This window comes from Butyricicoccus sp. (genome assembly GCF_977037065.1).
Genome location: NZ_CDRQNY010000008.1, coordinates 1 through 20,527 on the forward strand (window position 1 = coordinate 1; position 20,527 = coordinate 20,527).

General features: G+C 57.2%; 19 protein-coding genes and 6 tRNA genes. 7 read left to right on the forward strand and 18 right to left on the reverse strand.

Going from position 1 to position 20,527, the window contains the following annotated elements; genetic code table 11:
- Positions 1–150: 150 nt before the first annotated feature.
- Together ACWVX6_RS04455 and ACWVX6_RS04460 are read right to left on the reverse strand one after the other, a co-directional pair.
- On the reverse strand, positions 151–1,803 hold the full coding sequence (locus ACWVX6_RS04455) for a sensor histidine kinase (protein WP_455152453.1): 1,653 nt from the start codon (positions 1,801–1,803) through the stop codon (positions 151–153).
- A complete protein-coding gene (locus ACWVX6_RS04460) occupies positions 1,787–2,485 on the reverse strand; it encodes a response regulator transcription factor (protein WP_455152454.1) in 699 nt (232 codons plus the stop codon). Before ACWVX6_RS04460 ends, ACWVX6_RS04455 begins: the two co-directional genes overlap by 17 nt.
- A gap of 155 nt (positions 2,486–2,640) precedes the next feature.
- Here ACWVX6_RS04460 and ACWVX6_RS04465 point away from each other — a divergent pair.
- The 6 genes from ACWVX6_RS04465 to ACWVX6_RS04490 all read left to right on the forward strand — a co-directional run bounded on the left by ACWVX6_RS04465 (position 2,641) and on the right by ACWVX6_RS04490 (position 3,391).
- Positions 2,641–2,714: transfer RNA gene (locus ACWVX6_RS04465), tRNA-Gly, on the forward strand.
- A gap of 32 nt (positions 2,715–2,746) precedes the next feature.
- Positions 2,747–2,823, forward strand: a tRNA-Arg gene (locus ACWVX6_RS04470).
- A 26-nt stretch (positions 2,824–2,849) separates the two neighbouring features.
- Positions 2,850–2,926, forward strand: a tRNA-His gene (locus ACWVX6_RS04475).
- A 71-nt stretch (positions 2,927–2,997) separates the two neighbouring features.
- Positions 2,998–3,072, forward strand: a tRNA-Gln gene (locus ACWVX6_RS04480).
- Between the two features lie 163 nt (positions 3,073–3,235).
- Positions 3,236–3,311: transfer RNA gene (locus tag ACWVX6_RS04485), tRNA-Lys, on the forward strand.
- Positions 3,312–3,315: 4 nt separating this feature from the next.
- Positions 3,316–3,391: transfer RNA gene (locus tag ACWVX6_RS04490), tRNA-Val, on the forward strand.
- Between the two features lie 379 nt (positions 3,392–3,770).
- On the opposite strand, the gene ACWVX6_RS04495 is transcribed toward ACWVX6_RS04490, so the two are convergent.
- The 3 genes from ACWVX6_RS04495 to ACWVX6_RS04505 form a co-directional block, all read right to left on the reverse strand.
- A complete protein-coding gene (locus ACWVX6_RS04495; protein ID WP_118760848.1) occupies positions 3,771–4,178 on the reverse strand; it encodes a hypothetical protein in 408 nt (135 codons plus the stop codon).
- A gap of 543 nt (positions 4,179–4,721) precedes the next feature.
- Entirely contained in the window at positions 4,722–4,988 is a 267-nt protein-coding gene (locus ACWVX6_RS04500) for a metal-sensing transcriptional repressor (protein WP_118478176.1), read from the reverse strand.
- Positions 4,985–7,528, reverse strand: coding sequence for a heavy metal translocating P-type ATPase (locus ACWVX6_RS04505; RefSeq protein WP_455152455.1), 2,544 nt, complete (start codon positions 7,526–7,528; stop codon positions 4,985–4,987). The genes ACWVX6_RS04500 and ACWVX6_RS04505 overlap by 4 nt, the downstream gene beginning before the upstream one ends.
- 266 nt (positions 7,529–7,794) lie before the next feature.
- On the opposite strand from ACWVX6_RS04505, the gene ACWVX6_RS04510 reads away from it, so the two are divergent.
- A complete protein-coding gene (locus ACWVX6_RS04510) occupies positions 7,795–8,295 on the forward strand; it encodes a DUF2798 domain-containing protein (protein WP_118760846.1) in 501 nt (166 codons plus the stop codon).
- Positions 8,296–8,652: 357 nt separating this feature from the next.
- On the opposite strand, the gene panD is transcribed toward ACWVX6_RS04510, so the two are convergent.
- From panD to ACWVX6_RS04575, 13 genes are all read right to left on the reverse strand, one after another.
- Entirely contained in the window at positions 8,653–9,048 is a 396-nt protein-coding gene (gene panD, locus ACWVX6_RS04515) for an aspartate 1-decarboxylase (protein WP_110435293.1), read from the reverse strand.
- Between the two features lie 3 nt (positions 9,049–9,051).
- Positions 9,052–9,900, reverse strand: a complete 849-nt coding sequence (gene panC / locus ACWVX6_RS04520; protein ID WP_418974174.1) for a pantoate--beta-alanine ligase — start codon at positions 9,898–9,900, stop codon at positions 9,052–9,054.
- Between the two features lie 20 nt (positions 9,901–9,920).
- Entirely contained in the window at positions 9,921–10,766 is an 846-nt protein-coding gene (panB, locus tag ACWVX6_RS04525; protein WP_117489630.1) for a 3-methyl-2-oxobutanoate hydroxymethyltransferase, read from the reverse strand.
- On the reverse strand, positions 10,763–11,629 hold the full coding sequence (locus ACWVX6_RS04530; RefSeq protein WP_455152456.1) for a Rossmann-like and DUF2520 domain-containing protein: 867 nt from the start codon (positions 11,627–11,629) through the stop codon (positions 10,763–10,765). Before ACWVX6_RS04530 ends, panB begins: the two co-directional genes overlap by 4 nt.
- A gap of 273 nt (positions 11,630–11,902) precedes the next feature.
- Positions 11,903–13,585, reverse strand: a complete 1,683-nt coding sequence (locus ACWVX6_RS04535; RefSeq protein WP_455152457.1) for a GspE/PulE family protein — start codon at positions 13,583–13,585, stop codon at positions 11,903–11,905.
- Positions 13,582–14,286 (reverse strand): hypothetical protein, encoded by a 705-nt coding sequence (locus ACWVX6_RS04540; protein ID WP_455152458.1) that lies wholly within the window; start codon positions 14,284–14,286, stop codon positions 13,582–13,584. Before ACWVX6_RS04540 ends, ACWVX6_RS04535 begins: the two co-directional genes overlap by 4 nt.
- Positions 14,283–15,722, reverse strand: a complete 1,440-nt coding sequence (gene pilM / locus ACWVX6_RS04545; RefSeq protein ID WP_455152459.1) for a type IV pilus biogenesis protein PilM — start codon at positions 15,720–15,722, stop codon at positions 14,283–14,285. The genes ACWVX6_RS04540 and pilM overlap by 4 nt, the downstream gene beginning before the upstream one ends.
- Before the next feature lie 41 nt (positions 15,723–15,763).
- Positions 15,764–17,020, reverse strand: a complete 1,257-nt coding sequence (locus tag ACWVX6_RS04550) for a type II secretion system F family protein (RefSeq protein WP_455152460.1) — start codon at positions 17,018–17,020, stop codon at positions 15,764–15,766.
- 21 nt (positions 17,021–17,041) lie between these two features.
- Entirely contained in the window at positions 17,042–17,809 is a 768-nt protein-coding gene (locus ACWVX6_RS04555; protein ID WP_455152461.1) for a prepilin peptidase, read from the reverse strand.
- A gap of 262 nt (positions 17,810–18,071) precedes the next feature.
- The gene (locus tag ACWVX6_RS04560; RefSeq protein WP_455152462.1) at positions 18,072–18,512 is read right to left on the reverse strand and encodes a prepilin-type N-terminal cleavage/methylation domain-containing protein; all 441 of its coding nucleotides are present in this window, start codon (positions 18,510–18,512) and stop codon (positions 18,072–18,074) included.
- Positions 18,513–18,598: 86 nt separating this feature from the next.
- Positions 18,599–19,294: a type IV pilus modification PilV family protein gene (locus ACWVX6_RS04565; protein WP_455152463.1), complete on the reverse strand. Its 696-nt coding sequence runs from the start codon at positions 19,292–19,294 to the stop codon at positions 18,599–18,601.
- Between the two features lie 4 nt (positions 19,295–19,298).
- Positions 19,299–19,661 (reverse strand): type IV pilus modification PilV family protein, encoded by a 363-nt coding sequence (locus ACWVX6_RS04570; protein WP_455152464.1) that lies wholly within the window; start codon positions 19,659–19,661, stop codon positions 19,299–19,301.
- Positions 19,654–20,508 carry a hypothetical protein gene (locus tag ACWVX6_RS04575; protein WP_455152465.1) on the reverse strand — a complete coding sequence of 285 codons (855 nt, stop codon included), beginning with the start codon at positions 20,506–20,508 and terminating at the stop codon, positions 19,654–19,656. The genes ACWVX6_RS04570 and ACWVX6_RS04575 overlap by 8 nt, the downstream gene beginning before the upstream one ends.
- Positions 20,509–20,527: the final 19 nt, after the last annotated feature.

Below are 20,527 nucleotides of genomic sequence, written 5' to 3' on the forward strand. Positions count from 1 at the left end.
TCTTCCCTTGTATAAATTCCGAGATACATGCTCCCGGAATTTATGAATTTGCTTCGCAAATTCTATTTTATGCGTGCTGCCGCACGAAGCGTAAAAATTAAAATAATACTTTTTTGACAGACTGAAACCGCTCTTTCGAGCGGTTTTTTGTTATTTATCGGCAAATCGGAACCAGAACTTCGGTCCGATTTCGGTATTCTCCGCTCCGCAGGAGAAGCCATGCAGATCGAACACGGTTTTCGCGATCGACAGTCCCAGTCCGTCGCCTTTTGCGCTGCGTGACGGATCGGCCTGATAATACGCCTCCCACAGCCGCGGCAGCGCGTCCGCCGGAATGGCGTCGCCGGTATTCGTCACCGAGAGCACGCCGTCCGCGAGGTGCACCGTGATGCAGCCACTCTCGGGTGTATGCTGCACGGCGTTCTCAAGCAGGGCATCCAGCGCCCGCGCGAGCAGTGCCCTGTCTGCATTGACCTCGTATTCGCCCTGTGCTGCAAATTCGGTGCGAATGGTGGAATCGGCCGGCAGAGCCGCCTGCAGGCGCTCCTGCGCCAATTCTGCCAGAGAGAACGCCGTTCGCCGCAGAGCTTTTGCGCCGGTCTCCAGTCTCGACAGTTCGAGCATCTGCCGCACACTGCCGTCCATCCGCTGCGCCTGCTGCTGAATGACACCCAGATAGTGTGCCTGCTTTTCCGGTGCAAGGTTATCACCGAGCAGCTCGGCGGTGGCGCTGAGCACGGAGAGCGGCGTTTTCAGCTCGTGTGCGAGCGCGGCGGTCGTTTCGCGGCGTACCTGCTCTATGCGCTCCTGTTTGCGCCAGACGCGCAGCTGCGCACCGGACAGCACTGCCGCGCAGAATAGCGCCAGCACCAGACTGAACGCCCATACGGGAATCAGTACCGGCAGCAAGGCTTTGAGCGGATATCCTTCCGCCGCATAGGACACCAGCACAGCGCCGCTTTCCGCAAACGGACAATATCTGATCGTCCGCCGGTACGTTCGCACGAGCCACAGCTTCTCGACCGTTTGGCTGCTGTTTGTGCGGCTCGGGTATTCTGCCCATTCCCGCAGCGCCTGCCGCGCGGGCGAGGACAGGGATTCCGCAATCTGTTCGGTCGTGGCGCCGTTCGGTCCGGGGCACACCAAGCGACTCCAACTCATGGTTTTCAGCGTCAGACCTTTCACCTGCTCCGCGTCATATGCGCATTCAATCGTGCGCACCTCTCCGGTCGGCTCCCAAGTGCCGCTCTTGGTCGGCTCGATCGTGATGGATTTCAGATAGGCGTCATCGCGGTATCCGGGCACGCTGTCCGCCCACGCCTCAAAGGTCATCTTCGGCAGCGATTCTATTTTCGACTCGCCTGTGCCCGCACCCGCAAGAACCGCCTCGCACACCTCGCGCGGCTGACCGCTCATATCCACGCGGTACAGGTTGACTCCCTCGATCAACTCAAGCCACCAGCGGTTGCTTTGCAGAACTTTGCCGGAGTTCAGGTCGGTGATAGCGGTCTCGATGATCTGCAGATTGGGCGGGTCTGCGCTGTCCGCCATGAATACCGGCTTGCTCAATCGTCTGCGCAGTTCCGTCTCGTCCGTCGTGTCATAGCTCGAGGGATCAAGCAAAACATCGGTATCCTCTCCCATCAACTTGTCCGATTTGCTTTCCATTTCCGCCAGCATGAGCTTTGCACGCTGCTGCGACAGCAGGACGGTGAACACCGCCATCACTGCCAGCCAGAATGCAAGGAATCCCGCGCCGATTCGTGTGAAAAAGCTCCAAAAGGTTCTACGTTTGGTTTTCATCTCCGTCCACCTCCAGCTTGTAGCCGCGCTTCACCACGGTTTTGATGCAGTCCGCGTGCTGTCCCAGTGCGCGGCGCAGCTTTTTGATGTGCCCGTCGATCACGCGGTCCGTGCCGTCAAAATCCCAGCCCCACGCAAGATTAAGCAGCTCGTCCCGGGTCAGCACGCGGTTTTTGCGCTCCATCAGCGCCCGCAGCAAAGCAAATTCCTTGGGCGGCAGGTCGATGCGCCTGCCGTCCGCTGTGACAATCCCCCGTTCCGGGTCGAGTGACAGGGTACCCGCTGTCAGCGTATTCCCGGCATTGAGGCCCCGCGCTCGCCGCAGGAGCGCCAGTGCCTTGGCGTACAACACCGCCAGCGAGAACGGCTTGACCACATAATCGTCCGCGCCGAGGCCGTAGCCGTGCAGCTTGTCCTGCTCGTCCTCGCGCGCCGTGACGAACAGAATGGGCGCGTCTCCCTGCTCGCGTGCCGCGCGGCACAGCGCAAAGCCGTCCGTGCCCGGCAGCATGATATCGAGCAGCAGCAGGTCGAACCGCCGGGTCTCGATTAAGTGCCGCGCCGTGTCGCCGTCCGGCGCAGGCACGACCTTGAAATCGCCGCCGCTTTTCGCGGTGAAGTAGTCGGTCAGCACCTCACGCATGGCCTGCTCATCCTCGGCCAGTAAGATCGTTGCTTTCATGCTCTCTCCCTCCTTTGATTACAGTATAGCATGACCGTCTGCCCTTTTGATGTTCTTTGCAAATTTGGCCGAAAAAAGTTTTTCAAAAAAATTTGAAAAAAGATGTTGACATTATGGGGTTTTATTGATATACTAAATGAGCGTCAGAAAGACCCGCGGGTGTAGTTCAATGGTAGAATGTCAGCCTTCCAAGCTGAACACGTGGGTTCGATTCCCATCACCCGCTCCATTTTCTTCGAATGGGTTTGTCGGAATTGATATGCGCCAGTAGCTCAGCCGGATAGAGCAACTGCCTTCTAAGCAGTAGGCCGGGGGTTCGAATCCCTCCTGGCGTGCCATTTCCGTCGGCTGCAAACTTTATATGGTGGGTATAGCTCAGTTGGTTAGAGCATCGGATTGTGGTTCCGAGGGTCGAGGGTTCGAGTCCCTTTACCCACCCCATATAACCCTGTGACGCGCTGCGAACGCAGCGCGTTATCTTTAGGGTAACGCTGTTTCGAGCAAACGAATACGGGGGCGTCGCCAAGCGGTAAGGCATCGGCCTTTGACGCCGACATTCGCTGGTTCGAATCCAGCCGTCCCTGCCATTATGGCAGATTTTGAATCCTTGGATTCGAAAGGCGGCTCTTGAGAATAATCCGGTGGATTATTCGAACCGCCGTGGCTTTCCCGTTGGAAAGCGAATCCAGCCGTCCCTGCCATTACGGCATACGACTTAATTTCATACTCAGCGCAAAACTTTTTTGACCTGACCCAGTAGCTCAGTCGGCAGAGCACCTGCCTTTTAAGCAGGGTGTCCGGGGTTCGAATCCCCGCTGGGTCACCAAAATGGAAGTTTAGCTCAGCTGGGAGAGCATCTGCCTTACAAGCAGAGGGTCACAGGTTCGAGCCCTGTAACTTCCACCATTAAGCACTTACGAAAGTAAGTGCTTTTTCTTTTTATCTTTAGCAGAGGCCATTCTCGACACCGGTTTTGCTTGGCACACGAGGCGCGTATGCGCTACGCCCTGTCCGGGCGGCAGCTTTTTCAGCACCGGCTGAGCGGAGTACTCGAACTGCGTAAGCGTATTCGTCCCTAACGGACTGGATGTTTTTCGCTGAGATTCAGCGGGGATGTGCCTACCCGGCAGGGGCACAAGAGGGTAGACACCTACGGTTTCCACCCTCTGATTTTCATCCCTTTCCCTTGTTTGTTAGTCTGGCGCAGACCAGAGACCGGCGACCGCTCCGAAATGGGGAACGGCAGTCGGTTACCGTCGAGTGTCTTTCGTGAAATATTCGCAGTTCACAGACAGCGTACTGCTACACATACGGTTAAGGCGATACCGCAAGCGCGACACGAGGTGAATCGCCGAAGAGCAAGAGAGAGGTCCTGGGTGATAACAGTGCTGCACAACTCGTCGGTCTGGTGGCGATGGACAACACCTGCGAATCTAACAATTAGTACAATCTGCCCCACAAGGTGCGCCGAGGTCGGTACATCATCCGGAATGTCAACGGTCGGCTTGCTGCTGCCGCCGCCACCGCCGGACGATCTGCGGGTCCATACGCCGATCAGCTTGATGTCCTTGTCGATTTTCTCAATCACAGTTACGATTTCATTGGTGTCCTCCCTGCGCCAGCCGCTGAACGTGTAGCGGCTCTGCGAGGTGGTCTGTACCGGTGCGACGGTGTAGCTGCCGCCCTTCTTCACCTTGGCTGCCGCCGGAACTGCGCCTGCATCAGACGGAATGTCGCCGGTTACTTCGTAGGTTACGCTGCAGAACTGACCGTGTGCAGCCTTGAGTGCCAGTGCATCGGAAACAGCCTCTTCGCTAACCGTGTATTCATCAGCGTAGTAGGCATCGCCTTCACCATCACCGTTCCAGCGCTTGTAGGCATTGTCCGTCAGCTTTTCCTTGCCGTCGTGATACCAGCCTACGATCGGGTCGTTGCAGTCGTCCAGTACCCAGTCCTTGCCGACAGGTGTAAAAGTGAGCGAAGGTTCATAGGTATCTGTTACGCTGTAAATATCGTCGCCTGCAGTATCTGCATGGTTGTTATACAGCTGTGCACCAGCAGAAACAGTAATTTCACCTTAATTGCGAATACCGCCGCCATACTGAGTTTTGCTGCCGTTGTTCTTGATAACCGTGTCGGCACCGATTTCGATCATACCGCAGTTTCTGATTGCGGAAACTGCACAAATCTTCAGTTTTCAAGCAAAAAGGACGTGCCTTTTGGCACGTCCTTCCGCTTACGCTTTATCCAGCAGCTTGATGATCTCTGCGATCTTCTGCTCACGCTCGTTCTGATCTCCGGTCTCAAACGCATCCTGCACGCAGCCGGAAAGGTGTCCGCGAAGAACCTCTCTCTGCGCCTTATGCACCAGCGATTCAACCGCCTGCAGCTGCATCATAATATCCATGCAGTAGCGGTTGTCCTCGATCATTTTGAGCACGCCGTCGATCTGCCCGCGCGCGGTTTTGAGCAGCGGCTCGACCTTTTTACGATCTGCCATCATTTGATGTCAACCACCTCATAGCCCGCCTCGGTGACGGCTGCGGTCAGAACGGCATCCTCCGGCAGCGTTTTGCCCGAAACAACTGCCTTGCCTGCATCCAGATCGACCGCAACATCACAGCCGGCTGCCGCACCCTCGAGTGCCTTTTTGACATGTGCCACGCAGTGCTGACACATCATGCCATCAACCTTGATTGTCTTTTCCATAACATTTTCCTCCTTTTTATGTGCCGTAAGCGGCTTTTCGCCGCTTATGGGCAAAACAGCAGGCGTCCCCGCCGTTTTTCTCGGTGTTGCGCTGAAAAAGCGCAGGCGCAGCGCGTTGGATACCACGCAGACGGACGAAAGGCTCATTGCCGCCGCGCCGATCATCGGACTGAGCTTGATGCCGAACGGCACCCACAGCAGACCCGCCGCAATCGGAATGCCGATGCAGTTGTAGAAGAACGCCCAGAACAGGTTCTGGCGAATGTTGCGCATGGTCCGGCGCGACAGCCGGATGGCGTCCACCGCGTCCATCAGGTCGCTCTTCATCAGCACAACGTCAGCAGACGAGATAGCCACGTCCGTGCCTGCACCAATCGCAATGCCGACATCGGCACGCGCAAGCGCCGGTGCATCGTTGATGCCGTCACCGATCATGGCAACCTTGCGATTCTTGCCCTGCTTTTCGCGCACGATGCGCTCCTTGTCCTGCGGGAGCACCTCAGCGATCACATCGGTCACGCCAAGCTCGGACGCGATGGACTGGGCGGTTTTCTTGTTGTCGCCGGTGAGCAGCGTTACGTCGATGTGCATGCTGCGCAGCGCTTCGACTGCCGCCTTGCTGGTCGGCTTGAGCACGTCAGCGACCGCAAAAATGCCGACGATCTGACGGTTTGCCGCGAAGAACAGCGGCGTTTTGCCTGCTGCGGCGAACTCATCGCCCAGCTTCTGCATCGAGCCGGACAGCGCGAGGCCGTTTGCGAGCAGCATCCGGCGGTTGCCCGCAAAGCACGGCACGCCGTCCACGCTGGCGCGGATACCCTGCCCCTCGAGCATCTCAAAGTCAGTGACCGAACGCTCCTGCGCGTTTCTCTCGCGTGCATAGCGCACGATGGCATCCGCCAGCGGATGGTCGCTGCGGCTCTCGAGCGACAGCGCCAGCGAGAGCAGGTCAGCCGACTCCACGCCGAAGGATTTTACGTCGGTTACGACCGGACGGCCTTCGGTTACGGTGCCGGTCTTGTCCATGATAACCGCGTTGACATTGTGCAGGTTCTCCAGCGCCTCCGCCGACTGGAACAGCACGCCGTTCTTTGCGCCGACACCCGTGCCGACCATGATTGCGACCGGCGTAGCCAGTCCCAGTGCGCACGGGCACGAGATGACCAGAACCGAAATCGCGCGCGTGAGCGCAAAGCTCGGCGTTTCGCCGGCCAGCAGCCAGATAATTGCCGTCACGAGTGCAATACCCATAACGACCGGCACGAACACGCCCGCCACCTTATCCGCCAGCTTGGCAATCGGCGCCTTGGACGCGCCTGCCTCCTCTACCAGACGGATGATCTGGCTCAGGGTCGTATCGTCACCGACACGCGACGCTTTCATGACAACATAGCCGCTCTTGGACACAGTTGCACCGATCACGGTATCGCCGACATGCTTTTCGACCGGCATGCTCTCGCCGGTGATGGCGCTTTCATCCAGATAAGCGCTGCCCTCAGTAATCTCGCCGTCAACCGGCACGGACTGACCGCCGCGCACGATAACAAGATCGCCAACCTGCACCTGCTCAATCGGCAGCTGCATGGTCTGACCGCCACGGATGACCTCGGCGGTCTGCGGACGCAGGTCCATCAGTGCCGCGATTGCTTCGCCGGTCTTGCGCTTGGCACGCGCCTCAAAGAACTTGCCGAGCGTTACCAGCGTCAAAATCATGCCTGCGGACTCAAAATACAGGTCGTGCATAAAGCCGTGGGCTGCTTCCGGCGTGGGCGCAAGCGCGATTTGAATCAGCGCATAAATGCCGTACACAAGCGCGGCACCCGAGCCGACGGCGATGAGCGCGTCCATCGTCGGGGCACGGTGCAGCAGCGTTTTGAAACCGTTGATATAGTATTTGCGGTTGATAATGACGATCGGCAGCGTGAGGATCAGCTCCGTGAGTGCCAGATTGAGCATGCCGTCCATGCCTGCCGCATAGGACGGCAGCGGCAGGCCGACCATCTCACCCATTGAGAAGTACATCAGAACGACCATGAACACCGCCGAAACGATGATGCGGGTCTTCATTTCCTTCAGCGCCTCGTCCGCCTGCGGGCTTTGCGCCGGAGCCGAGGTCTGTTTGCCGTCGTCCACCGCAGCCGTGTAGCCGCCGGACTCGACCGCCTTTATAATCGTCTGTGCGTCGCACGCGTTTTCGTCGTACTCGACCGCCATGCTGCCGGCGAGCAGATTTACCTGCACGCCGCTGACACCCGGCACCGCCGAAACGCTTTTCTCCACATGGGCGGAGCAGGCCGCGCAGCTCATGCCGCCCACCCGAAACCGTTGTTTCATATCGCATCTCCTGTCTATGCCCCTCCCCCGATGGAGGGGGGCTTATTTACAGACACAGTATACACCCAGAGAACAGTATTGTCAAGAACGAAGTTAGCCTTGACGAACACCCATAAAATGTGGTATAATGTTTGCAATTAATGGTAGTTGAAGTAGTCCATAGGACGAAGTAGACGAAAGTTTACTTCGTCCTATTTTTTTGCGTTCAGCTGCATTTCTATTCGTTATCAAAAAATATTTCACATACACAAAAAGGAGAAAACAAAATGCCAAAAAACAAATTTCAGGACGTTATTTACACCATTATCATGGCTTCTGTCATGGTATACGGCATGGTAGCGTACAACATCGTGCTGAACACCGGTTCCATGCAGAACTGGGTATTCCTCGCAGTATTCCACGAGTGGCCGATCATGACTGTTATCGCAATTCTGCTCGAGCTGGTGTTTGTCGGCAAACTGGCGATGAAGGTCGCGTTTCGTCTTGTCAACCCGCGCGAAGCCAGCCGGACCAGCATTATGCTTGCCATCTCGGCTGCATCCGTATGGCTGATGTGCCCGTGCATGAGCTTCTTTGCCACCCTGCTGTTCAAGGACAGCCACAACGCACAGTTCTTTGCAATCTGGGTACAGACCACCGTTATGAATTTCCCGATGGCACTGCTGTGGCAGTTCTTTGCAGCCGGTCCGCTGGTGCGCCGCATTTTCGGTCTGCTGTTCCGCGAGAACGCAGACAAGTCCTCTGCGGCGGAGATGGAGTCGGTTTAATCTTCAATCGAAAATTTTGATTTGCCGGTTTACTCGGCACCGGTTTTGCGGGGCACACGAGTTGCGTTAGCAATACGCCCTTTCCGGGCGGGAAGGTTTTCGCTTAATCTCAACGGAGAGCTGCGCTCTGCGGAGCGCGGGGACGTGCTCTGACGCCGCGCGGGCGCATAAGGTGAGCTGCCCGAAGGGCAAGAGAAAGTCCCCTGAGGGATGACAGTGCCGCACAACTTGTTTGCGCGTTGTGACGGACGGCACCTACGGATTTCACCTATCCATCAACTCCTACCTTCTACCTTGCAGAACCGCTCACCTTGACACCAACAAAAAAGGAGAACCCACCCGGGTTCTCCTTTTTCATTACGCCATATCCTTGAGCAGACCATGCTTCTCATAGGTGGTGGTGCGGACAATCTTATTTTCCTCATCCACGAACACGACCTGCGGAGCATAGCCGTTCCTGACCTCCTCCGGCGTCAGCTGCGCGTACGCCATCAGAATGACCTTATCACCGACGCTGACGCAGCGCGCTGCGGCGCCGTTCAGGCAGATCATGCCGCTGCCACGCTCACCGGCGATCGTATAGGTCTCAAAGCGGTTGCCGTTCTCAATATCCACGATGGCAACCTTCTCGTATTCATAAATGCCGGCCGCATCCAGCAGATCGGCATCAACCGTGATCGAGCCGACGTAGTTCAGCTCGGCCTGCTTGACCGTTGCACGGTGGATTTTACCCTTGAGCATCTGTACTGTCATGACTTATCCCTCCACCGAAAAGTTGTCGATCAGGCGTGTTTTGCCGATATAGACCGCCATAGCGATCAGTTCGCCGCCGTTGATCTCATGCACCGGCAGCATGGTCAGGCCGTCCACTGCGGAAACGTAATCAATACGCGCGAGCGGCTCCTGCTCGATAAGCGCACGCATGGCATTGACGATTGCATCCGCGTTTTTCTCGCCGTTCTGTACCAGCTCCTGACCGAGCTTTACAGCACGCGACAGCACAAGCGCCGCCTTGCGCTCCTCTGCGCTCAGATAGGTATTGCGCGAGGACTTCGCCAGACCGTCCGCCTCACGGATGATCGGGCAGCCGACGATCTCAATGCCCATGGACAGGTCGAGCACCATGCGGCGGATGATCGCCAGCTGCTGTGCGTCCTTCTGACCGAAGAACGCCTTATCCGGCGTTACGATGTTGAACAGCTTGGAAACGACCGTGCACACGCCGCGGAAATGAATCGGACGGGTCTTGCCGCACAGCTGACGCGGCATTTCGGACTGCACCTCAACAAAGGTGGCAAAGCCGTCCGGATACATCTCGGACACCTCGGGATGGAACACCATGTCACAGCCGCACTCGGTCAGCAGCGCACAGTCGTGCTCAAAATCACGCGGATAGGTCTCCAGATCCTCACCCGGACCAAACTGGGTCGGATTGAGGAACACGGACGCTACCGTGCGGTCGCACTGCTGCACGGACGTTTTGACCAGACTGGCGTGTCCTTCATGCAGATAGCCCATGGTCGGCACCAGACCGACGGTCAGACCCTGCTGTTTCCACTCGCGCACCTGTGCGCGTACTTCTGCGATGGTTGTTGCGATTTTCATTGTATATGCTCCTGTTTCTCTCAAAATTCAGCGTCGAGTTTGGCGAGATATTCATCGCTGCAGTCAGACTTGACAAAGCTCTGCTTTTCGGTCGGGAACGTGCCGTTCTGCACCTCGTTCATGTAAGCGCGGAACGCGTCCACCATGCGCTCACCGATATTGTCGAACTGCTTGGCGAACTTGGGCGTAAAGTCCATATTCATGCCGAGCATATCCTGATAGACCAGCACCTGTCCGTCACAGCCTGCGCCCGCGCCGATGCCGATAGTCGGGATGGTCAGCTTTTTCGAGATGAGCGCCGCCAGCTTGGGCGGTACGCACTCGAGCACGACCGAAAATGCACCGGCCTCCTGTACGGTAAAGGCGTCCTCGAGCAGCCGCTTTGCCGCATCCTCGCCCTTGCCCTGTACCTTAAAGCCGCCGAACACGTTGACGCTCTGCGGCGTCATGCCGATATGTGCCTGCACCGGAATACCGGCGTCTGTAATCGCGCGAATCTGCTCGGCAACGGCTGCGCCGCCCTCCAGCTTGACCGCATGGCCGCGCGCTTCCTTCATCAGCCGGCCTGCGTTGCGCACGGCTTCGGAAACCGACGCCTGATAGCTCATAAACGGCATATCCATGATGACCATGGTGTTCTCGCACGCGCGCACGACACAGGCACTGTGGTGGATCATGTCCTCCATCGTAACCGGCAGGGTCGTGTCATAACCCATCATGGTCATGCCGAGCGAATCGCCCACCAGAATGGCGTTGATGCCCGCCTTTTCCACCAGCTTGGCGGTCGTGTAATCGTAGCTGGTAATCTCGGTGAGGCGCTCGCCGTTTTGCTTCATCGAGAGAAATGTACTCACTGTGTTCTTCATTCTTTCTGCTCCTTTTCCCTATTCAGCAGGGCGGCAAGTATGCCGTAATCCTGCTCAGGATGTTTTTCCTGTGCCATTTTGACCTGTTCGAGTCCCAGCAGCGCGTAAAGCTGCCGGTCGTCTCGTTCCGTCAGGCACGACAGATGCTTTTGCACGGTCTGCGTGTCGCCGCGCTCAATGGGTCCGGTCAGCGCTGAGACGGCACCGTGCTCGATCACATGCGCCAGATTGCTCCGCATGAGCGGCGCAAGCGCGTGCAGTGCGTCCGTTTCGGAGAATCCGCAGCCGCTCAGCAGCTCTGCGCTGCGCTTCACGAGTGCACAGACAAAGTTGCTCGCCAGCGCACAGCTGAGGTGGTACTGCGCCTTGCTCTCCGGCGAAATGGTCTGCACCTGCAGTCCCAGTCCGCGCAGCAGCGGCACAAAGACCTCGACCGCCTGCGTGTCACCCTCGACGCAAAAAAAAGCACCTGCCAGCTCCCGCCAGCAGTTATACTTGCTGCTGATCGGAAATAGCAGATGAATGGATATTGCATAGGCTCCCTGCGCGTGAATACCGGGAAAGGCTTCCCCGGCTGTGCAGGCGCCGCTGCAATGACATATATACTTGTCCTGAATTTCAAATTCTGCGACCTGCCGATATACCTCGGTAATCGCATTATCCGGAACGGTGATGAAAATCGCGTCACTATCTTCGATGAGTTTGCCCAGGTCGGTATAGTGTCCGGAATTTGTAAATTCTGCGGCTTCTCTTGCGCTGTCGGAATTGCGGCTGTAATAGCCGGATATCCGCACGCCTTTCTCGGCAAGCAGTCTGCCGAAGGAAAAGCCGACTTTTCCTGCTCCAACAATGCCAATGTTCATGCTGTCACCCGCTTTCTATGGTGTGACGCAACGTAAAATCACTGTCGGAAAAATTTGAAAAACATGTTGTGACAAGGTATAGCTTCCGCTCTGCGGAATGCCATCCATCAATGGGTATTATACCCGCTTGAGATAAGAATGTAAAGGAAAAGTTTTCGGCTCCGGGGAGCCAATCAATAGTGAACGCAAGTTCATTTATGTGAATTTCGTTCTGTAATTCTGTTCATAATCGTTAAAACCGCTCTGTATCAAAAGATACAGAGCGGTTTCCGGTTATGCGTAATACGCGATCCTGAGCAGCTCCTCCGGTGTAGTAACACCCTGTTTTACCAGCTCCAGACCCTTTTCCTTCAGGCTGCGCATGCCCTGCTGTTCCCGCGCGTAGGCCTCGATCTCCTCGGTTTCGGCGCCGCGGCTGATCATGCGGCGGATATTGCGGTCGATCGTGACGATCTCATGCACAGCAATACGGCCGCGGTAGCCGGTGCCGTTGCAGTGCGTACAGCCGGTGCCGCGCTTGATGGTCGTGATATCCTTACCGAGCAGCGCCTGCTCCTGCGGCGTAACTGCGACCTCTCTGCCGCAGTGCGGACACACCTTGCGCATCAGTCGCTGCGCGACCAGACCGACCAGCGAATTTGCGATCAGATAATGGTCGATGCCCATATCGGCCAGACGGACGATACTCGAGACCGCATCGTTGGTATGCAGCGTACTCAGCACCAGGTGACCGGTGATGGCGGCACGAACCGAAATACCGGCGGTTTCGCCGTCACGGGTCTCACCGACCATGATGATATCCGGGTCCTGACGCAGCAGTGCGCGCAGACCGGACTCAAACGTCAGTCCGGCAACCGGATTGACCTGCGTCTGGTTGATGCTCGGCACGTTCTTCTCCACCGGATCCTCAACCGTGGAAATATTCACCTGCCGGTGCGATAGATACTCGAGCACCATATACAGCGTAGTGGACTTACCCGAGCCGGTAGGACCGGTGATATAAATAATACCGTTCGGTGAGTTGAGCATAGGCAGGAACCTTGCATAGCTTTCGTCATCCATGCCGAAGTGGCCGGCGTAATCGACCTGACCGGCCGTTGCCAGAATTCGCAGCACGGCCTTTTCTCCGAACACGGTCGGCAGCAGCGATACACGGATGTTGACGTACTCGCTCTGTCCCACACGGATACGGAAATGACCGTCCTGCGGCAGACGGCGCTCGGCAATATCGAGGTTCGCCATGATCTTGATTCGCGCGATCAGCGGCTGATGTACACTGCGCTGCAGCGTTACATAATCAACAATCGTGCCGTCGATACGCATGCGCACGCGCGTGCTGCCCTCAAACGGCTCGATATGCACGTCGCTCGCGCCGGTGCTGATTGCACGGTCGAGCAGACTGTTGAGCAGCTTGACGATCGGCGCTTCCGGATCACCGCTTTCGCTTTCTTCGACCTGCAGCATCTCCACATTACGCTCTGCAAAGTCCTCGTTGGCGGTCTGTGCCGCCTGCTGCGCGCCGACCTCGGCGTAATAGTAGCGAATCGCGCTCTGCAGCGGACCCATTTCACTCAGGCGGATGACCACCTGACAGCCGGTCAGCTGGCGCACTTCCTCAAAGGCAAAGTAGTTGAGCGGATCGTTCGTCACAACCTCGAGGCTCTTGTCCGCAAAGCCGACCGCAAGCAGGTTCTGCTTTTCCGCCAGCTCGCGCGGAATCATGCGGACAGCGGTCAGATCGACCTGCATCTGTCCGATGCTCACAATTTCCAGTCCCAGACGGGCAGCCAGCGCCTCGATCACCTGCGTCTCGGTGACAAAGCCCAGCTCGATCAGGATCTGACCGACTCGCTTTTCACGGTGCTCCTTCTGGTAGGCGAGCGCCTGCTCCATCTGCTCCTGCGTAATGTAATTGCGCTCCATCAGCACTTCGCCGATACGCAAATTGGTTTTCATGCGTCCGCCTCCTTGTCGCTGACACACATATAGATCTCCAGCGTGCCGGTGATCAGATTGGTGCTGACCGCCTGCGTGTTGTTCTCCACATAATCATAGTCTGCAATACTGAAATTGGTCACGCGCAGACCCTTGTACTTGTGCTCCACCTCATCAAGGAAGTTCAGCCACTGGGTTACGGCGCCCTGCGCCGAGATAGTCGCAGTGCCGATGTAAACGCAGTTGACCGGCTGCACCGGCGCTGCCGATGTATCGTCGGTCGAATCGGCGGATTCCGTATCGGATGAGGTGTCCGCACTGCTGTCCGTCTGTGCAGCTTCCTGCTCGGCGAGATACGCGCTGACCGCACCCGGAGCGGCCTCCGTCAGCGTCAGCGACTGCGGAAACAGTCCGTTCTCGAGCGCGATACCCGTGATGATATCGTCCATCTGACGGGTTTCCAGATCGCCCTTGTAGTATTTTTCGCTTGCCGTGTTCAGCGCGGCTTTATTCTGCGCGATAATATCGTCAATCGTCGCAAGTGCGGCAATCTGCGTCTGATATTCCTGCTGCTTCTGTTCGGCGGCGTCATATTCGTTCTGCAGCGTTTCGTGATTTTTCATCGCAGGACGGATGAGATACATGCCGAAAATGACGATTATCGCCAGACATGCCACCAGCCGGAGCAGCTTTTTATCACGTTCGGTTACAACGATGTTCATTCGGCTGCCTCCTCTCCCAGCAGGATACAGTTCAGGCTGAGAACGTACACGCCGTCCTCATAGGTATAGCCGGTGTAGTCCACCTTGCGGAACAGGCCGGTTTTCTGCAGCTTGAGCACATAGCTCGGAATGTCGATAACGCTGCCGCTCTGTGCATCAAACTGCAGCGCGCCGGTGGCCGCATCGTAGCCGGTCAGCACCATGCTGACCTGGGCGCCGCCTGCCGCGCCGATTTTGCTCATCAGGGTGCTGTCCACCTGCGGATAGGTGGCAAGCGCGTCCGTCAGATTGCGCACCTGCTGCAGTCCCTGCACCAGATTGTCATTGCGCTGCTGCTTTTCGGCAGCCTCGTTGTACTGCTCGATCACGGTCGGATCGTTCAGCCAGTCGTTGATGTCGTCGGTCCTGTGGCTCAGGCTGCTGTTCATCTGCAGGAACACACACCAGACCGCAGCGCACACCACCAGACACACCGCAATCGGTGTGTAGAAGCTGTGCAGCAGGCCGGTCTGCCCTTTGCTGCCGCGGGACAAACGCCGATAGCTGCGGAGCAGATCCAGCTCCTTGCTTGCACGAAGCACGGTTCGAATCAAAGTCTCGGCACAGCCGAGCCAGTCGTCCAGCCGCTCGCCATTCGGCAGGGCGCGGAACGCACGGCATTCGGGCAGACGGCTCACTTTCAGACCCAGACCGCGGATACCCGCCAGACACACCTCGAAATCATCATCCGAGCAGCCGGCATAATACACATCGGTCAGCGTGCCGCCCGAGCGGCTTGCCGTGTGGAACTGCATCGTACCGGAGACATCCCTCGTCATCTCGGTGCCGAAATCCACCGTGCCCGGCTCACTGAAAATACGGCTGCGGCTGGAATAACGGTACTCGCCGTTCTCAACCAGCAGCGAAAGCACGCTGCTGCCCTCAAAGCACAGCCAGATACAGGTCTTGCCCTGCATGGACTGCATGGCATGCAGGAGCTTGAGCCGTCCTGCCATAGTAACGGTAACGCTCTGCAGGCGCAGGCCGAGCCGGTCGGTCATTGCAAGGTATTCCTCCATCGTTTCCTTGCGGCAGGCAGCGCAGAACAGCTGCTGACGGCCTTCGGCATCTGTGCCGAGCGGCACATAGTCCGCCGCCGCAAGCTGATCCTCCCGCGGACGCATTTCGTGCCGCACAAGCTCCTCCAGCTTGTTTTCCGGCATGCTCGGTGCGGTGATCGTCTTGGTGGCAACCGCCTCATCCGGCAGGACGAGCGTGATGCCGCGGGTCGGCAGCCTGTGCTGCTGCCAGAGTGCGCCTATCGCCTTCTCCCAGTTTTCCATGCCGCCGCCGTGTGCGGGGGCACTGTAAAGCGCCTGCACGGAAGGCTGCGCGCCGGACTTGCCGACCGCGACAAGCACCTGCTCCTCCTGCAGCGCCAAAACGGTTGTGTTCATTCTCATTTCTCCCCTTTTGTGAGGTTTACACGTTTCCGAGGTTATACGTTCCCCGAACTCTCTATCGCGCTGTACGAGCCGATGATCGGCGACATGACTGCGATAATGATAAAGCCGACCACAAATGCCATCAGCACGATCAGCATCGGCTCCAGAATGGTCATCATGCGCTTGCTCGCCTGCTGTGCATCGTACTCCATCGAATCCGCGATGGAATCCAGCATGGAGTCCAGTCGTCCGGTCTCCTCGCCAACTGCAATGCTGCTGCACAGCTTGCGCTGAAAGCCGTCTACGTTCTCGAGGGCGGCGGACAGGCTGACGCCCGAACGCACCTGCACGAGCACCTCATCGAACTGCGAAACGATGTAGGCGTTGCCGATGGTATCACAGGCGGTCTGCAGCGCAGTGACGATCGGCAGACCGCTCGAGTACAGGCTGCTGATGGTTCGCGCGAACCGCGCCGTGCAGATAACCTGATTGAGCGGACCGAAAACCGGCATTTTGAGCTTGCGCCGGTCCATTTCCAGCCGGACGGCCGGAATGCGCAGCAGCGTGCGGATAACCATGACCACTGCCGCGACACCCAGTATCATCAGATACCATTTGGTAACCATAAAATTGGAAAACGCCATCAGCGCCAGCGTAACGCCCGGCAGCGAATCCATTGTGGAGAACAGATCGCTGAACTGCGGCAGCACGAAAGTTACGATAACGATAACGACCGCGACCGCCAGAATCGCAAGGATCATCGGGTACATGAGCGCCGACTTGACCTGCTGGTTCATCTGGTGTGCCTTCTCGTAGTGGATGGCGAGCCGCTCCGCGACCTGATCCAGCTTGCCGCTGCCCTCGCCTGCGCGGATCATGCCGAGCATGAGCGTCGGGAACACCTGCTGCGCCTCGAGTGCGGCAGAAAGGCTCGAGCCTTTCCGGACTTCACCCAACACACTCTCGTAAATGCGGCGCAGACCCGCGCTGATGCCCTCATCCTGCGAGATGATCGTCAGCGCGCGCACCAGACTGACGCCCGAAGCCAGCAGCGTGGACAGCTGACGGCACAGGTCGCTCAGCTCCTGCGGACGCAGTGTGCGCGGCTTGCGGCCCGCACCGCAGCGGGTCGCACTCTGCAAGTACAGCCCCTGAGCGAGTAACTGGGTATACAACGTGTCATAGTCCGCAGCCTCCATTGTGCCGCGGACTATCTTTCCGTCTATGTCCTTTGCCGTGTAGCGGAACAGCGTGTGACCGCTGTTCGGTTTGACCGTGACGGTCAGCCTGCGGTTGTCAGATGCAGCCATGCTGACCCTCCTCTCCATTCATTACAATAATCCCATATACCAGTCCGCGATCGTTTCTCCGAAAAACATGGCAATCGCAATGCCGATGCACAAAAACGGACCGAATGCGAACTGGCTTTTCCGGTTTGCCTTCTTTTGGGCGAGCAGCAGCGCGCCGAAGCCGCCGCCGAGCAGAATGCCGATGAATGCGGCAACGACCGTCAGCTTTGCGCCGAGGAAAAAACCCGCGCCGAACATCAACTTGATATCACCGCCGCCGAAGCCGCCGGGCACGATAAGCGCCAGAAGCAGCATCGGCACGCTGACGATCACGCAGCCGATCAGCCGCGATTTTATCCCCAGGCTGGGGATAAGTATGTGCGCCGCGATGCCGCAGACAAACAGCAGCACCGGAAACCGGTCGTAGATTTCGAGCGTGTCCATGTCCATGAGCGCTACGACCGTCAGAATGCCGAGCACGACGAACGCCAGCGCCGCCTGTACGCTCTCGCCGCCGAAGGCGTATGCGCAGGCACAGGAGCACAAGCCGCCGAGCACCTCGATCCAGAAATCCCTTGCGGGGATTTTTGCACCGCAGCCGCGGCATTTGCCGCCCTGCAGGAGATAACTCAGGCACGGGATCAGCTCCGCCGCCGACAGCGTGCGCCCGCACACCGGACAGTGACTGCGTCCCTTCACCACGCTCTCTCTGCGCGGCAGGCGCCATACCACCACACCGAGAAAGCTGAATACGCATGCGCCCAATGCAAACCGTAACAGCCATAATACAGCATAGGCGATGTAAAGCATTGGTTTCCTCCTCGTTTGGGTTGGTTTGAAATGATTTTTACAAATAGAATCTGCCATACAAAAACCGCATGACAGGTCACAGCCTCTTAAGCGTTAAGGGGCTGTGACCCGCCATACCGTCCGCAAGCCGAACGCAGGCACCGTTACTGCGTTCCGCATCGTTACAGCGGTATGAATCAGGTCACCACCGTCAGCCACCAGCTTACCGCGCCGTATTTGATCGGCGCAGTCGGTCCGTGGCGTTCGGTGCGGTTAGGCATGATTACTTAGCTTTATCAACTTTGTAAGTAGCGCCATCATAAGTGCAGGTCTTACCGTTGCGAGTATACTCTACTTTGTTAATCTTATTGTTAGTACCAACTGTGATAGTAGTGATATTAGCAGTATCGACTTCTGCCAGTTCTGCAATCTTTGCTTTCGTGAAATTACCAGCACCCGTATCCGCCGGAGCAGTTACCGGAGTAGCATTAGTAGCTAGCGTACCGTAGTATTCATCATACAAAGTCTGCGCAGCCATTACAACCTGACGGGTTTCAGCAACCAGAGACTTCTCCTTAGCCTTATTAATGTAACCAGTCAGAGCCGGAATCAGCAGTGCTGCCAGAATCGCCAGAATAACCAGAACCACGATCAGCTCTACCAGCGTAAAGCCGCCCTTCTTGCTGCGGCGCTTCTGCTGCAGCGCGATCATTTTTTCCATCATGATCTTATTCCTCCAATTTTATTTTTGTTTTTCTATCTCTGTAAGCTGCGGCGGTGCTCCGCAGAGTTACACATATTACATTGCCGTTATGCCGGCTTTTTCGTTGCCGTTACCCCGGTTTTCACCGGAATATCGTACCGCAGGTCGATAATGAGCGAATCCGAATAGATTTTATCGGTCAAATCCTTATCGCGGTAAATTGTCACGGTGGCGGTAACGGTGTGCTTTGCTTCGTCGATTTTGAAATACAGTCCGGCGCGGAGCCCCATATAAAAGCCCTCTGCGTAGGTTTTCGTCATGGCTCGGGCAATGGGATTGCCGTCCGCATCCTGACTGTAGCCGTCTTTATAATAGCGCTCGACAAGATACCCCTTTTCCACCCGAGGCTGCTCGCCGGAGTCCTTATCGGCAATCACGATTTTGGTTGGTCCGCAGCCGTCTGCCGTCAGCAGCTCCGCCGCGTTGTATCCCTGTTCGGTCTCATAGCCAAACTCGATCGCCGAGCCTTCGGACGAGCCGGTTTTATTCGTCACGTCCGTGCCGCTGTCATAGCATTTGATGTAATCCGTGGCGGTCTCCACCTTGCTGCGCACGGTTTCGAGCAGGTCGTCCGCGATCAGCTCGGCGCTGTTCAGCTCCTGTGTGCGGCGCGATACCTCGGCCGCCGGCCGCAGCGACGCGCTGAATATGCCGATGACCAGACACAGCAGTCCGGCGCCGACCACAAGCTCCACCAGTGTCATGCCTTCCCGGCCGCGCAGGATTGAGCGAATGCGTTTCATGCCGTCACTCTCCCTTCGCAAACCGGTAGAAGGGCACGGTTTTGCCGTCCTCGGTTTTGGCGTTTACGGTCTGCTTTTTTACCTTTACGTGGAAGGCGTCAATATCGGTATCTTCGCCGTTCGACGTCGTCACCTTAAAATTGTACGCGGCAGCTTCGCCGTCCGCGACTTCTGCATTCCCGCGCACGCTTTCCTGCAGTTCGGTCGCGTCCCTGCGGAGCTGCTCCGACTTGCGCTGCGCATTTGAGGCAAAGCCGACTGCGCCGTTCAGCGCTCCCAGCAGCAGCATGAACACCACCGTGGAAACCAGAATTTCCACCATGGATTCGCCCTGGCGGTCGCGCAGCACGCGAATCAGTCTATTCATCGGCTGCACCTCCGGTTGTCCGGGCTGCCGGCTTGTGGATGGGTTCGTATCGGCTGTATGTCGGATTGTTGATATCATAGGTGTAGCTGATCTCCACCTGCTCCCTGCGGGCATCCTCGCCCTCGCCAATCATCCTGGGCTCTACCGGCTCCTCGCCGTTGGCACTCAGACAAAAGCGTCCGTTTACCCAGTAGACCGTGAACTGTCCGCTGACGCCGTCTTCCCCTTTCCATGTGTAGATCGGCTGAAAACTGTCCTTTCGGCGGTATTCTGTGGTGTACATGTAGCTGTCCGCTCCCTTTTCCGCCTTGACGCCTACCCAAACCTGATGTCTGTTAAAGGTTGTCTGCTCTGCTTTTTCGGTGCCTTTGTCCCGGGCTTCGTATGCAAAGGTATCGCCTGTGATCGGGTCCTGCACATCGGTAACATCACGGATCAGAATCGTAATCCTGCCGTAGTTATCCTCGGTCGAACCCGCATTATAGCAGGCAGTGGTTTCATCCGAACGGTCCGGATCGTAAATACCCAATCCCGTATCTTCCGCTAAAATGTTGTTCACTTCACGGTAGAAACAGCCTTCTGGCGCAAAATTGGTATCCAATTCCGGCTTTACTGTTTTGTATTCCTGCAGCTCGCTGTCCAGCACCTGTGCAAAGGACTGCGCCAGCTGATAACAGCGTTCCCTGCCGATCTTGCGGTTGGCCCGCGAGAGCAGCATGGATGAGGAATACACGATACTGAGCGAAAGCCCGATCAGGACGGCAACAGCACAAAGTGCTACGATCAGCGAAACACCGCTTCGCCTGCTGCGCCGCAGAGTGTTCCAGCCCTGACGTATCCGCTTCATGTCTGCCGCCTCCCTTCGT

Excerpts from the sequence above, each read along its gene's own strand:
- ACWVX6_RS04455 (WP_455152453.1), bottom strand. The coding sequence starts at position 1,803 with ATGAAAACCAAACGTAGAACCTTTTGGAGCTTTTTCACACGAATCGGC.
- ACWVX6_RS04460 (WP_455152454.1), bottom strand. The coding sequence starts at position 2,485 with ATGAAAGCAACGATCTTACTGGCCGAGGATGAGCAGGCCATGCGTGAG.
- ACWVX6_RS04500 (WP_118478176.1), bottom strand. The coding sequence starts at position 4,988 with ATGATGGCAGATCGTAAAAAGGTCGAGCCGCTGCTCAAAACCGCGCGC.
- ACWVX6_RS04505 (WP_455152455.1), bottom strand. The coding sequence starts at position 7,528 with ATGAAACAACGGTTTCGGGTGGGCGGCATGAGCTGCGCGGCCTGCTCC.
- ACWVX6_RS04510 (WP_118760846.1), top strand. The coding sequence starts at position 7,795 with ATGCCAAAAAACAAATTTCAGGACGTTATTTACACCATTATCATGGCT.
- panD (WP_110435293.1), bottom strand. The coding sequence starts at position 9,048 with ATGACAGTACAGATGCTCAAGGGTAAAATCCACCGTGCAACGGTCAAG.
- panC (WP_418974174.1), bottom strand. The coding sequence starts at position 9,900 with ATGAAAATCGCAACAACCATCGCAGAAGTACGCGCACAGGTGCGCGAG.
- panB (WP_117489630.1), bottom strand. The coding sequence starts at position 10,766 with ATGAAGAACACAGTGAGTACATTTCTCTCGATGAAGCAAAACGGCGAG.
- ACWVX6_RS04530 (WP_455152456.1), bottom strand. The coding sequence starts at position 11,629 with ATGAACATTGGCATTGTTGGAGCAGGAAAAGTCGGCTTTTCCTTCGGC.
- ACWVX6_RS04535 (WP_455152457.1), bottom strand. The coding sequence starts at position 13,585 with ATGAAAACCAATTTGCGTATCGGCGAAGTGCTGATGGAGCGCAATTAC.
- ACWVX6_RS04540 (WP_455152458.1), bottom strand. The coding sequence starts at position 14,286 with ATGAACATCGTTGTAACCGAACGTGATAAAAAGCTGCTCCGGCTGGTG.
- pilM (WP_455152459.1), bottom strand. The coding sequence starts at position 15,722 with ATGAACACAACCGTTTTGGCGCTGCAGGAGGAGCAGGTGCTTGTCGCG.
- ACWVX6_RS04550 (WP_455152460.1), bottom strand. The coding sequence starts at position 17,020 with ATGGCTGCATCTGACAACCGCAGGCTGACCGTCACGGTCAAACCGAAC.
- ACWVX6_RS04555 (WP_455152461.1), bottom strand. The coding sequence starts at position 17,809 with ATGCTTTACATCGCCTATGCTGTATTATGGCTGTTACGGTTTGCATTG.
- ACWVX6_RS04560 (WP_455152462.1), bottom strand. The coding sequence starts at position 18,512 with ATGATGGAAAAAATGATCGCGCTGCAGCAGAAGCGCCGCAGCAAGAAG.
- ACWVX6_RS04565 (WP_455152463.1), bottom strand. The coding sequence starts at position 19,294 with ATGAAACGCATTCGCTCAATCCTGCGCGGCCGGGAAGGCATGACACTG.
- ACWVX6_RS04570 (WP_455152464.1), bottom strand. The coding sequence starts at position 19,661 with ATGAATAGACTGATTCGCGTGCTGCGCGACCGCCAGGGCGAATCCATG.
- ACWVX6_RS04575 (WP_455152465.1), bottom strand. The coding sequence starts at position 20,508 with ATGAAGCGGATACGTCAGGGCTGGAACACTCTGCGGCGCAGCAGGCGA.